Source organism: Mycobacterium sp. pUA109 (genome assembly GCF_041287095.1).
Taxonomy (GTDB): Bacteria; Actinomycetota; Actinomycetes; order Mycobacteriales; family Mycobacteriaceae; genus Mycobacterium.
Genome location: NZ_JBGGKS010000003.1, coordinates 178208 through 190994, shown reverse-complemented (window position 1 = coordinate 190994; position 12787 = coordinate 178208). Strand labels below are relative to the sequence as shown.

Sequence of the window (12787 nt, the reverse complement as noted above, 5' to 3'; positions counted from 1 at the left end):
CTACCCCAGCATTCTGTTCGCAATTTGGATCTGGCGAGTCGCGATGCGCTGCCGCCAGTCGTCGTCGGAGATCTTGTTGTGCTCGAAATACGGCAGCGCGGCCGGCACCGCGTCGACGTCGACGAGGTCCACGGTGGGGCCGTCGGCCTCGGTGAGCGCCCGCGACACCCGCTGCCAGCGGAACTGCAGGAAACCGCGCCGATGCCCCAGTGTCTCCACCCAGTTGGTGACACCCGGATTCGCCTCGGACACCACGATGCGGATTTTGCCGTCCGGGTCGACTTGGGCTTGGGTGCCGTTCAGCGAGGTCTGGTGGTTGATGTAGTCCAGCGAGATGTACCACAGGCTGCCCAGCTGGAACCCGAGGTAGGGCGCGTCGGTGACCGGCAGCGTGATGACCAGCGCCTGGTCGGGCCGCAACTCGAAATGCCCGGCCGACGAGTACTGGGTGGCTAGCCCGCCGGGGGTCAGCCGCGGCGCCACCATGGTGTTGACCGGGATGTTGAGGTAGAACCACTGCGGAAACGCCAGCCAGGTCTTGATCCGCTGCACCAGTTGCTTTCCCGCGATGGCGTACCGCTTTTCGATGAGCTGGCGGCTCAGCGGCGGCGGCGCGGTGCCCGCCGTGTCGGTCCGCGCGATGGCTAGGGTGCCCCGCCGTGCCGACCAGTCGTTGTACACCTCCCGGATCACCAGCTGTCCGTTGCTGTCCGGCCGCACCCGCCATTCGAAGCTGCCGTCGGTGGCGATGTCGAGTTCGCGGTCGTCGAACGCGGCCTGGCTGACCGGCACGTTGTCGTCGGTGTACTCGCCACCGAGCAGTTGGAAGCTCAAATCGGTGGTGGTGCCGCGTGTCCCGGTCACCACGTATTCGTGCCCGCCGGTCACTCGGGTGCCGAAGTACAGGGTGTCCGGGTTGTCCAGGCCCATCTTGGTGAACGGCCCGGTCCCCGATTGCAGGAACGGGTGGTCGCGGTCGTAGTCGAAGGCCAGGTGGGTGCACGCCGCGATGCCGCCGGCCAGGTACTGCAGGCCTTCGAGCAGGTCGGCCTCGGTCTCGATGTGCGGGGCGTCGGCCACCAGTCTCTCGGCCTCGGCGATCGCCTCGGCCAGCGGTTGGGTAAACATCGACCGTCCTTAGTGGTTCAATAATGAACCGTAGCGGTAGAGATTCTGAAAGAAGACTAGAACGGGTTCTAGTTTGAGTCAACGGCCGCGTCGGTACATATCTGAATCGCTACGTTAGTATTTTGGAATGCCACCGGGTGAATCGTCGGGACGGGCCTCCCCACCCACCAGCCGCGTGGTCGCCATCTTGGACTTTTTGGCACAGCATCCGCACGACCAGTTCGGCCTGTCCGAACTGGCCCGGCGGCTGGACCTGAGCAAGCCGACCTGCCTGGGGATCGTGACCACGCTGACCGACGCCGGCTACTTGGTCCGCGACCCCCAAGACAAGACCTACCGGCTGGGGCCGGCGCTGATCGGGTTGGGGCACACCGCCCAGGAGTCGATGCGGGTCAGCCCGGCCGCCCGCGAGGAGCTGCGGCGGCTGTCGGCGGCGTTCACCACCACCGCGGCGCTGGCGGCGGTCATCGATGACCGGATCACCCTGCTGGAACTGGTCGCCCCGCCGGGGGCCAAACCGGGGGTGCGGGTCGGGCAGAGCTACCCGTTCGCGCCGCCGGTGGGGCTGATGTTCGTGCTGTGGGACGACGAGGCGTTGCGCGGATGGCTGGCCCGCGAACCGACCATCCCGCTGCGCACCGACAGCCAACGGCTCGACCGCGTCGTCGCCGAATGCCGGGCGCACGGCTACCTGGTCGAACGGCTCACCCCCGGCGGGCGCCGGCTGTATGCGCTGATGGCCGGCATGTCGTCCACGCTGCCCCAGGAGTTGCAGGCGCTGCTCGGCGAACTGGTCGCCGATATCGGGGAGCGGGTCTACCTGCGCGGTGAGGCCGGCACCTCCGGGCGGCAGCGGCACGACATCAGCGTGATCGCGGCGCCGGTCTACGACCACCACCAGCGTCAGGCGATGGTGGTGTCCCTGCAGATCGGCCAGGCGTTGACCGACGCCGAGATCACCAAATGGGCCCGCGGCCTGACCGCGGCCGCCGACGCGGTCACCGCCCAGTTGGGCGGATCCAAACCGGTTTTCGACGCGTAGAAGGAAACGTCATGTCGCTCTCGCCGCAGCTCTCGCTGCAGTTGCGCACGTTCACCGACGACCCCGACCACGACTGGGGTTCGACCCTCGCCTTGGGGCAGGCGATGGACGCCGCCGGGGTGGACCGCGTCGTCGTGTCCGATCACATCGCATTCGGCGAGAACCCCGAGGCCTACGGTGATCCGGTGCTCGGCGGGATCGCCGGCGGCCGGCAACCCACCGGACCGGACGGTCAGTGGCTGGAACCGCTGATCGTGCTCACCGCGCTGGCGGCGCGGACCAGCCGCATCCGGCTCGGCACCGCGGTGCTGCTGGCGGCGTTGCGCCGCCCGGCGGTGCTGGCCAAGCAGGTGGCGACCTTGGACGTGTTGTCCGGCGGCCGGGTCGATCTCGGGGTGGGGGTGGGCTGGCAGCGCGAGGAGTACGAGGCGGCGGGTGTGCCGTTCGCGCGCCGCGGCCGGCTGCTCGATCACACCCTGGCGGTGTGCGACGCGCTGTGGACCCAGCAGCGCAGCAGCTACCGCTCACCGGAGCTGTCGTTCGAGCACATCCATCAGATGCCGAAACCGGTGCAGGCCGGTGGGGTGCCGATCTGGGTGAGCGGCACGGTCAACGACGCCGTCGCCCGCCGGTTGCGCCGCTTCGGGCGGGGTTGGATCCCGTGGGGGCCGGCCATCGCCGATCCGGCCGGGGCGATCCCGGCCATGAAGGACAAGATCGCCGACCTGGGCGGCGATCCCACCGAGCTGCAGGTGCTCGGTCACGCCACCACGGTGAAACGAACCGACGGTTCCGTCGACCTCGAGGCGACGGTGGCGTCGGCGCCGCCGTTGATCGCCGCCGGGGTGACCGATGTGCGGGTCACCCTGTCGCTGCCCCGCGACGCCGACCGGGCGACCGATCTGCTCACCGAACTCGTTGCCGCGTTCCGGGCGGCTACCCGCTGATCAGGGCACGCACTGCTGCGACAGATCGATCAGATGCTGCCGCACGTCCGGATGGCGGTTCAGGTAGTCGATGACGTTGCCGTTGCCGCCCTCGGCCTGCGACTTGGCCTGCAGCTCCCGGTGCAGGTCAGGATGCCGCTGCAGGTAGTCATCGATGGAATTGCCGACGGTCTGATCGCACGGGGGATCCGCGTAGGCCGGGCCCGCCAACGGAAGCGCGATCACCGTCGCGGCGGTCGCACTCAGGAACCCGCCGGCGAGCAGGCCGTACAGCCCGCGGCGACGACGGCCGGCTGTCTTGGATGTGCTCATGCCGGCCAGGTTACTCGCGCTACCTTTGCGTGCGGTGTGCGTGGCGTCGCCCGCCCGGTCACCCCGAGGCGGCGGCACCTTGCTCGCGTTGGATCTCCAGCGCGATGTCGATGAGCTGGTCCTCTTGCCCGCCGATGAGTTTGCGCTGCCCGGCGCGGTGCAGCAGCTCATGCGGGGGCACCCCGTAGCGCTCGCCCTGGCGCACCGCGTGCTTGAGGAAGCTGGAGTACACCCCGGAGTAGCCCATCACCAGCGCGTTGCGGTCCAGCACGCATTCGGCCGGCATCGCCGGGCGCACCACGTCCTCGGCGGCGTCGGCGATGTCGAAGAAGTCGATGCCGGTCTTGACGCCGATCTTGTCGAACACCCCGATCAGCGCCTCGACCGGCGCGTTGCCGGCCCCGGCCCCGAACCGGCGCACCGAGCCGTCGATCTGCTTGGCGCCCGCGCGCACCGCCTCCACGCTGTTGGCCACCCCCAAACCGAGGTTTTCATGCCCGTGGAAACCGACCTGGGCGTCGTCGCCGAGTTCGGCGACCAACGCCGCCACCCGGTCGCGCACCCCTTCGAGCACCAGCGCCCCGGCCGAGTCGACCACGTAGACGCACTGACAACCCGCATCGGCCATGATCCGGGCCTGGGCGGCGAGCTTTTCCGGGGAGATGGTGTGCGCCATCATCAAAAACCCGACGGTTTCCAGACCCAACTCGCGGGCCAGCCCGAAGTGCTGCCGCGACACGTCGGCCTCGGTGCAGTGGGTGGCGATCCGGCAGATCGAGCCGCCGTTGGCCTGGGCCTCCTTGATGTCCTCCTTGGTGCCCACCCCCGGCAGCATCAAAAACGCGATCTTGGCGTCGTTGGCCGTCGCGGCGGCCAGCTTGATCAGCTCCTGCTCGGGGGTTTTGGAGAACCCGTAGTTAAAGCTCGACCCGCCCAGCCCGTCGCCGTGGGTCACCTCGATCACCGGCACCCCGGCGGCGTCGATCGCCGCAACGATGGCGCCGACCTCCTCTTTGGTGAACTGGTGGCGTTTGTGGTGGCTGCCGTCGCGCAGGCTGGTGTCGGTGATGCGTACATCCCACACCGGGTTGAAGAAAACGTCGGTGCTCATCGGGTGCCTCCTGCGGTGGCCGCCAGTGATTCTTTGGCGATTTCCTCGCCGACCTTGGTCGCGGCGGCGGTCATGATGTCCAGGTTGCCCGCGTACGGCGGCAGGTAATCCCCGGCCCCCTCCACCTCGACGAACGTGGTGACCAGGGCCTGCCCGCCGGAGTTGATCGACGGGTCGTCGAACTGCGGTTCGTTGAGCAGCCGATACCCCGGCACGTAGGTCTGCACCTCGGCCACCACGTCGTGAATGGACTGCGCGATGGCGTCACGGTCGGCGTCCTCGGGGATCGCGCAAAAGATGGTGTCGCGCATGATCATCGGCGGGTCGGCCGGGTTGAGGATGATGATCGCCTTGCCCCGCTTGGCGCCGCCGATGGTCTGCACCCCGGCCGAGGTGGTCTTGGTGAACTCGTCGATGTTGGCGCGGGTGCCCGGCCCGGCACTCACACTGGCCACACTGGCCACGATCTCGGCATACGGCACCTCCACCACCCGGGACACCGCGTACACGATCGGGATGGTGGCCTGCCCGCCGCAGGTGATCATGTTGACGTTGGGGGCGTCCAGGTGCTCACGCAGGTTGGCCGGCGGGATCACCGCGGGGCCGACGGCGGCCGGGGTCAAGTCGATGGCCCGAATCCCGGCCTCGGCGTAGCGCGGGGCGGCGTCGCGGTGCACGTAGGCGCTGGTGGCCTCGAACAGCAGGTCGGGTTTCTCGTCTTGCGCCAACAGCCAGTCCACCCCCTCGTGGGTGGTCTCCAACCCCAGCTTGCGGGCCCGGGCCAGCCCCTCGGACTCCGGGTCGATTCCGACCATCCAGCGCGGCTCCAACCAGTCCGACCGCAGCAGCTTGTACAGCAGATCGGTACTGATATTGCCGGATCCGACGATCGCGACCGACGCTTTAGCAGGCATTAACGCTCCTCTACTCGAAAACCAGCCGGACCGAACCCAATCCGGTGAAGTCGGCGACAAAGTCATCCCCGGGCCGGGCGTCGATCGCTCGGGTGCACGAACCGGGCAACACGATGTCGCCGGCCTTCAGCCGCACCCCGAAGCTTTCCACCTTGCGCGCCAGCCACGCGACCGCGGTCACCGGGTTGCCCAGCACCGCGTCGCTGCGGCCCTTGGCCACCACTTCCCCGCCGCGGGTCAACACCGCGTCGATGCTGGTGATGTCGATGTCGGCCGGCGCCACCCGGGCCCGCCCCAGCACAAACCCGGCCGAGGAGGCGTTGTCGGCGATGGTGTCGCACAGCTTGATCTGCCAGTCGGTGATCCGGGTGTCGATCAGCTCGATCGACGGCACGAACGCGGCGGTGGCGGCCAGCACGTCGTCCTCGGTGCAACCGGCCCCCGGCAGGTCGTCGGCCAGAATGAAGCCGACCTCGACCTCGACGCGCGGGGCCAGGTATTTCGACGTGTCGACCGGGGTGTGCTCGAAGACTTCCATCTCGTCGAGCAGGTGCCCGTAATCCGGCTCGTCGACCCCCATCATCTGCTGCATGGCCAGCGACGACAACCCGACTTTGTGTCCGACCACCCGGGCCCCTTCGGCGACCCGCTGCCGGATGTTGATCAACTGGATCTCGTAGGCGTCGACCACGTCGATGTCCGGATATGCCGTCGTCAACGGCGCGATCGGGACTTGGCTGCGCTCGGCCTGGGCCAGGTCGGCGGCCAGCTCGTCACGGATCTGGACGGTGAGCATTTCGCAAAGTCCCCTCATCGTTGTGACCGGGCAACTAGCGCCCGGACGGGGCAATTCTATAACGTGTTCTACATGACAGGTCAGGAGTACGACGTCGTGGTGGTCGGCAGCGGCGGCGCGGGCATGGTCGCCGCCCTCACCGCCGCTCACCAGGGTCTCTCAACAGTAGTCGTCGAGAAGGCCGCCCACTATGGCGGCTCCACCGCCCGCTCGGGCGGTGGCGTGTGGATCCCGAACAACGAGGTGCTGCAGCGCGACGGGGTCCGCGACACCGCCGACGCCGCCCGCACCTATCTGCACGCGATCGTCGGCGACGTGGTTCCGGCCGAGAAGATCGACACCTACCTGCAGCGCGGTCCCGAGATGTTGTCGTTCGTGCTCAAGCATTCGCCGCTGAAGATGTGCTGGGTGCCCGGCTACGCCGACTACTACCCGGAGACCCCGGGCGGCAAGCCGACCGGACGCTCGATCGAGCCGAAGCCGTTCAACGCCAAAAAGCTTGGCGCCGACCTGGCGGGCCTGGAGCCGGCGTACGGCAAGGTGCCGCTCAATGTCGTGGTGATGCAGCAGGATTACGTCCGGCTCAACCAGCTCAAACGGCATCCGCGCGGGGTGCTGCGCAGCCTGAAGGTCGGGGTGCGCACCATGTGGGCGCAGGCCACCGGCAAAAACCTGGTCGGGATGGGTCGGGCCCTGATCGCGCCGCTGCGCATCGGCCTGCGCGAGGCCGGGGTGCCGGTGCGGCTGAACACCGCGCTGACCGACCTGTACGTCGAGGACGGGGTGGTGCGCGGGGTGTATGTCCGTGACACGACCGGCTCGGAATCGGCCGAGCCGGAACTGATTCGGGCCCGGCGGGGGGTGATCCTGGCCAGCGGCGGCTTCGAACACAACGAGCAGATGCGGGTGAAGTACCAGCGCGCCCCGATCACCACCGAGTGGACGGTCGGCGCCAAGGCCAACACCGGCGAGGGCATCCTGGCCGGTGAGAAGCTCGGCGCCGCGCTGGACATCATGGAAGACGCCTGGTGGGGGCCGACGGTGCCGCTGCCGGGTGCGCCGTGGTTCGCGCTGTCCGAACGCAACTCGCCGGGCTCGATCATCGTCAACATGTCCGGTAAGCGCTTCATGAACGAGTCGATGCCCTACGTCGAGGCGTGCCACCACATGTACGGCGGCCAGTACGGGCAGGGCCCGGGCCCCGGCGAGAACATCCCGGCCTGGCTGGTGTTCGACCAGCGCTACCGGGACCGTTACATCTTCGCCGGATTGCAGCCCGGGCAACGTTTCCCGAAGAAGTGGCTGGAGTCGGAGGTCATCGTCGCCGCCGACACCCTCGAAGAACTGGCCGCCAAGACCGGGGTGCCCGCCGAGGCGTTCGTGGACACCGTGAACCGCTTCAACGGCTTTGCCCGCAGCGGCGTCGACGAGGACTTCCACCGCGGTGAAAGCGCCTACGACCGCTACTACGGGGACCCGACCAACAAGCCGAACCCCAACCTCGGCGAGATCAGCCAGGGACCGTTCTACGCCGCCAAGATGGTGCCCGGCGACCTGGGCACCAAGGGCGGCATCCGCACCGATGTGCACGGCCGGGCGCTGCGCGACGACGACAGCATCATCGAGGGCCTGTACGCGGCCGGCAATGTCAGCGCCCCGGTGATGGGCCACACCTATCCCGGCCCGGGCGGCACCATCGGACCGGCGATGACGTTCGGTTACCTGTCGGCACTGCATCTCGCGGGAAAGGCCTGATATGCCAATCGATCTCGATGTCGCGCTGGGCGCGGAGCTGGAGCCGATCGAATTCTCGTGGACCAGCAGCGATATCCAGCTCTACCACCTCGGGTTGGGGGCCGGCGCGGACCCGATGAGCCCGCGGGAACTGCGCTACTTGGTCGACAACACCCCGCAGGTGCTGCCGACGTTCGGCAACGTCGCGGCCAGCTTCCACATGACCGAGCCGCCCACGGTGCAGTTTCCGGGGATCGACATCGAGCTGAGCAAGGTGCTGCACGCCAGTGAGGGCATCTCCGCGCCGGCACCGCTGCCGCCGTCGGGCTCGGCGACCGCCGTCACCCGGTTCACCGACATCTGGGATAAGGGCAAGGCCGCGGTGATCTGGTCGGAGACCACCGCGACCGCCCCGGACGGCACCGTGCTGTGGACGCAGAAGCGGTCGATCTTCGCCCGCGGCGAAGGCGGATTCGGCGGCGAGCGGGGCCCGTCAACGTCGGTGGCCGCGCCGGACCGGGCCCCGGACTTCGAGGTGGACATCCCGGTGCTGCCGCAGCAGGCGCTGCTGTACCGGCTGTGCGGGGACCGCAACCCGCTGCACAGCGATCCGAAGTTCGCCGCCGCCGCCGGCTTTGACCGCCCGATCCTGCACGGCCTGTGCACCTACGGCATGACCTGCAAGGCGATCGTCGACACCCTGCTCGACGGGGACGCCGCCGCGGTGGGCTCCTACGGCGCCCGGTTCGCCGGTGTGGTGTTTCCGGGTGAGACGCTGCGGGCCGCGATCTGGAAGGACGACGGCCGCTTCGTGGCCACCGTGGTGGCGCCGGCCCGCGACAATGCGGCGGTGCTGACCGGGGTGGAGTTGGTGCCCGCCTAACTTCCCCGCACCGGCTGGGGGATGGTGGAGTTGCGGCCGCCCACGCGGTAACTGGCGCCGCGGTGGGCGTCGGGCAGCCGGTCGCCGCGGCCCAGCAGCTTGTGGCGCAGCGTGCCCGGCGTGTATGCGGATTGGTAGGCGCCGCGGTCGGTCAGGACCGGCACCACGTAGTCGATGAAATCGGCGAATGTTTGGGGGGTGACGGCGTAGGCGAGGTTGAAGCCGTCCACATCGGTTTCCTCGACCCACTCCTGCAGGGTGTCGGCGACGGTGACGCCGCCGCCGACGATCAGCGGGCCCATGCCCCCGATTTTGCCCCACTCGGCGATGTCGCGCACCGACCACGCGCGCCCCGACGGGTCGGCCTGCTGGAACGCGGCCACCGCGGACAGGATCGCGTTGGAGTCGACGTTGCCGATCGGTTCGTCCAGTCCGTAGCGCGACAGATCCACCCCCATCCAGCCGGACATGAACACCAGTGCCCCCTCGGCGTCGCCGTAGGACAGGTATTCGGCGTGTTTGGCGTGGGCGGCGGCGTCGTCGGCGGCGGTGATGACGGTGGTCAGGTTGAAGATCCGCGCCCCGTACGGGTCGCGGCCGGCCAACTCCAGTTCCCGACGGATCGTCGCCACGGTGTCCCGCAGCACCGCTTTCGTCGGCGCCGCCGTGAAAATGGCTTCGGCGTTCTCGGCGGCGAACCGGACCCCGCGCGGCGATGACCCCGCCTGGTAGATCACCGGTGTGCGTTGCGGTGACGGCTCGACCAGGTGCACACCGGGCACCTGGAAATGCGGCCCGTGGTGCCCGATGTGGTGCACCCGGGCCGGATCCGTGAACACCCCGCGGGTGCGGTCGCGCACCACCGCGTCGTCCTCCCACGACCCTTCCCACAGCTTGTAGAGCACCTCCAGGTACTCGTCGGCGTGGTCGTAGCGCCGGTCGTGGGCGACGTGATCGGGCTGGCCCATATTGCGTGCCGCGGCCGGCAGGTAACCGGTCACCACGTTCCACCCGATGCGGCCGTTGGTGAGGTGGTCCAGCGTCGACATCCGGCGGGCGAACGGATACGGGTGCTCGAAGCCGGTGCCGGCGGTGATCCCGAAGCCCAGGTGCTCGGTCACCAACGCCATCGCCGACACGGCCAGCAGCGGATCGCCCACCGGGATCTGCGCGGCGTGGCGGATCGCGGCGTCGTCGCTGGCGCCGTAGATGTCGTAGGTGCCGATCACATCGGCGATGAACAATCCGTCAAACCGACCGCGTTCCAACAACTTTGCCAGTTCGGTCCAATAGGACAGATCGTTGTAGCGCCACGACTGGTCGTCGGGGTGCCGCCACAGCCCCGGGGACTGGTGCGCCACGCAGGTCATGTCGAAGGCGTTGATACGAATTACGCGGGTCATCGCACCCAGCGTGGTGGCGCGGCGGCGGAACGTCACCGGTTTGTGTCAGCCGGATTCCTTTCGCACTGCGTCAAATCTGGGGGTGGTTGGGCGGTGCGGTACCGGTGAGTTCCCACGCCCCGACGTGGTGGTATTTCCAGTCCACCGGATCGTGCACGCTATGCGTGCGGGCATTGCGCCAGTGCCGGTCCAGGTCGAAGCGTCGGTCGGTGCCGCTGGCCCCGGTCAGGGCGAACACCTGACTGGCCACGTCGACGGCCACCTCGCTGGCGAAGGCCTTCGCTTGCGCGACCGCGACCGATCCGCGCGCCGCGGCCGCCGCGTCGCCGGGATCAAGCCCGAGGTCGTCGAGCACGTCGGCGGCCCAACGCAACAGCTGGATCGCCGCCCGCACCCGGGTGGACAGCTGCCCGAAGCGCAGCACGGTATGCGGATCGTCGCCGGCAGTGCTGGCCCGCCCGGAGCGGACCGCTTCGAAAAACGGCCGGCTCCGGGTGCGCACGAACTCGCCGGCGTCGGCCAGGGCCCCCTCGGCGATGCCCACCTCGATCGCGGTGTGGACCAGCTGGGCCCGGGCACCGAGCAGTTGCGGGCCGGTGAAGGCCGACCAGTACGGCACCACCAGCGCGGCGTCGACGGCAACCCCGTCGAAGGTGGTGGTGCCGCTGACCGTGGCCCGCTGCCCCATCGCGGCCCAGTCCTCGTCGATGCTGACACCCGGGGCGTCGCGTTCCACGAAGGCCAGCACCAGCCGCTCGTCGGGGTCCAACGCGCTGGCCGCTAGCCACCGCGAGGTGATGGCGCCGGTGCAGTAGTACTTGACTCCCTCCAGCCGGTAGCCGGAGTCCCCCTGCAGCAGGCGGGTTTTCAGGTCCTGGGCGTGCTGGCCGCCGCGTTCGGCCAGCACCGGCGCGATGCGGCCGCCCTCGACCACCGTGGGCAGGATCCGGCCCCGCTGATATGGCGTGCCCAGCAGCGCCAAGATGTCGACGGCCAGGAAGTGGCCCTGCGGGGTCTGGGCCAGCGCCGGGTCGGCGGCGGCGATCAGCCGGATCACCTCCGCCAGCGTGGCAGGCCCGAGCCCGGCACCACCGTGCGCCACCGGCAGCGTGATCGCCGGCAGACCGGAGCGGTCGAACTCGAGCAGCTCGGTACGCGGAACAGCACCGGTCCGGTCTCGGTCGGGCGCGCCGGGCCGCACGGCGTCGGCGAAGGCATTGGCCGCGGCGACCGCCTCGCCGTGGCTGCTACACCGGGGGCTCATCGGTACAGCGAGAACTCGGGGCGCCGACGGTTCAGCGTCCAATCCCCGACCTCCCGCGCCTTGTAGGCCACCGGGTCGTGCAAGGTGTGGGTCCGCAGGTTGCGCCAATGCCGGTCGAACCCGTAGCCGCTGGATGTGGCTCGGGCGCCCTGGATCTCGAAGAGCCGGCTCACCGTCTCCAGGCCGACCTTGGTGGCGAGGTATTTGGCCTCGTAGACGGCCACCGCGGCTTCGGCCCGCTGGTCCTCGGTCAGCGAGGCGCCGACGGCCAACGCGGCCTGCAGCGCGTCGCCGGCCCGGTCGGCCAGCAGGGCCGCGGCCCGCACCTGGCTGACCAACTCGCCGACGGTGTGCAGGATGTACGGGTCATCGGTGGCCCGCTCGACACCCGAGCTCTCCCACGGCGCGGCGTTGGCGCGGGTCCACTCCAGCGCCTCGGCCAGCGCACCCTCGGCGGTGCCCACGTAGAAGTTGACGAATGCCAGCTGCCAGTGCGGGGTGACCAGCGTTTGGTAGGGGGTGGGGACGTCGGTGAAGGGCCCCGCACCGAGTATCTCGTCGTGCTCGATGCGGGCATCGACGACGCGGACACCGCCCGAGTCGGTGAGGCGCTGGCCGATGTTGTCCCAGTCGTCGAGGAAGGTGAAACCCTGTCGGCCGCCGCGCACGTCGAGGGATAAAAAGACCGGTGCACCGTCCAGAGTCGCGGTGACCGAGAGTTGATCGCCGGTGCTGGCGCCGCTGGCGAAGGTGCGGCTGCCGTTGAGGCGGAACCCGTCGCCGTCCCGCACCAGGACCAAATCCGAGCCGCCGCGCGGGTTTTGGATCCCGCCCCAGAACAGCTTCTCGGCGCCGTTGCGACGGGATTGGGCGTCGGCCTGTGCCGGGGTGCCGAATAACGGGGCGACCCGGGTTTGGGCGAAGTGGCACCCGATCAGGTGGGCGATCGACGTGTCGCCCCGAGCGATCCGGCGGGCCACCTGGACCGCCTGGGCGTAGTTGAATCCCGAGCCGCCGTATTCCACCGGTTCTTGCAGCTGCAGTAGATCATTGCGCCGCAGCAGCTCGATTTCCGCACGGGGCGTGGCGTTGGCCCTATCCCGCTGCGCGGCGGTGGAGCGCAGCTCGTCGGCCACCCGGTCGGCAACCGCGAACACGTTAGCGACGACATCCGCCGAAGCGCCGGTGGCCGCAGAGGTGGTGGTGATGGCAGACATGGGACTACTCCAAGGATCGGCGGTCGGGCCACTGAT

At 69.1% G+C, this 12787-nt stretch carries 12 protein-coding genes; 4 read left to right on the top strand and 8 right to left on the bottom strand.

All coding sequences use genetic code 11. The features are described from left to right. A complete protein-coding gene (locus ACAG26_RS04865; protein ID WP_370480060.1) occupies positions 1–1128 on the bottom strand; it encodes a hypothetical protein in 1128 nt (375 codons plus the stop codon). A gap of 127 nt (positions 1129–1255) precedes the next feature. On the opposite strand from ACAG26_RS04865, the gene ACAG26_RS04860 reads away from it, so the two are divergent. Then, positions 1256–2170: an IclR family transcriptional regulator gene (locus tag ACAG26_RS04860; RefSeq protein WP_370480057.1), complete on the top strand. Its 915-nt coding sequence runs from the start codon at positions 1256–1258 to the stop codon at positions 2168–2170. 11 nt (positions 2171–2181) lie between these two features. After that, the gene (locus tag ACAG26_RS04855; RefSeq protein WP_370480054.1) at positions 2182–3117 is read left to right on the top strand and encodes a TIGR03619 family F420-dependent LLM class oxidoreductase; all 936 of its coding nucleotides are present in this window, start codon (positions 2182–2184) and stop codon (positions 3115–3117) included. Here the strand turns inward: ACAG26_RS04855 and ACAG26_RS04850 are convergent, their stop codons facing one another. From ACAG26_RS04850 to ACAG26_RS04835, 4 genes are read right to left on the bottom strand one after another with little or no spacing between them, the layout of a single operon-like run. Continuing rightward, positions 3118–3429: a hypothetical protein gene (locus ACAG26_RS04850; protein WP_370480050.1), complete on the bottom strand. Its 312-nt coding sequence runs from the start codon at positions 3427–3429 to the stop codon at positions 3118–3120. Positions 3430–3487: 58 nt separating this feature from the next. Further along, entirely contained in the window at positions 3488–4540 is a 1053-nt protein-coding gene (gene dmpG, locus ACAG26_RS04845) for a 4-hydroxy-2-oxovalerate aldolase (protein ID WP_370480047.1), read from the bottom strand. After that, on the bottom strand, positions 4537–5454 hold the full coding sequence (locus tag ACAG26_RS04840; RefSeq protein WP_370480044.1) for an acetaldehyde dehydrogenase (acetylating): 918 nt from the start codon (positions 5452–5454) through the stop codon (positions 4537–4539). Before ACAG26_RS04840 ends, dmpG begins: the two co-directional genes overlap by 4 nt. Before the next feature lie 10 nt (positions 5455–5464). After that, positions 5465–6250 carry a 2-keto-4-pentenoate hydratase gene (locus ACAG26_RS04835; protein WP_370480041.1) on the bottom strand — a complete coding sequence of 262 codons (786 nt, stop codon included), beginning with the start codon at positions 6248–6250 and terminating at the stop codon, positions 5465–5467. Between the two features lie 72 nt (positions 6251–6322). On the opposite strand from ACAG26_RS04835, the gene kstD reads away from it, so the two are divergent. Both kstD and ACAG26_RS04825 read left to right on the top strand, forming a co-directional pair. Then, on the top strand, positions 6323–8005 hold the full coding sequence (kstD, locus tag ACAG26_RS04830; RefSeq protein WP_370480038.1) for a 3-oxosteroid 1-dehydrogenase: 1683 nt from the start codon (positions 6323–6325) through the stop codon (positions 8003–8005). 1 nt (position 8006) lies between these two features. Beyond that, positions 8007–8867, top strand: a complete 861-nt coding sequence (locus ACAG26_RS04825) for a MaoC/PaaZ C-terminal domain-containing protein (protein ID WP_370480035.1) — start codon at positions 8007–8009, stop codon at positions 8865–8867. Here ACAG26_RS04825 and ACAG26_RS04820 read toward each other — a convergent pair. From ACAG26_RS04820 to ACAG26_RS04810, 3 genes are all read right to left on the bottom strand, one after another. Further along, the gene (locus tag ACAG26_RS04820) at positions 8864–10270 is read right to left on the bottom strand and encodes an LLM class flavin-dependent oxidoreductase (RefSeq protein ID WP_370480033.1); all 1407 of its coding nucleotides are present in this window, start codon (positions 10268–10270) and stop codon (positions 8864–8866) included. The genes ACAG26_RS04825 and ACAG26_RS04820 overlap by 4 nt on opposite strands. A 70-nt stretch (positions 10271–10340) precedes the next feature. Further along, on the bottom strand, positions 10341–11534 hold the full coding sequence (locus ACAG26_RS04815; RefSeq protein WP_370480030.1) for an acyl-CoA dehydrogenase family protein: 1194 nt from the start codon (positions 11532–11534) through the stop codon (positions 10341–10343). Then, positions 11531–12751 (bottom strand): acyl-CoA dehydrogenase family protein, encoded by a 1221-nt coding sequence (locus tag ACAG26_RS04810; RefSeq protein ID WP_370480026.1) that lies wholly within the window; start codon positions 12749–12751, stop codon positions 11531–11533. The genes ACAG26_RS04815 and ACAG26_RS04810 overlap by 4 nt, the downstream gene beginning before the upstream one ends. Between the last annotated feature and the right edge of the window lie 36 nt (positions 12752–12787).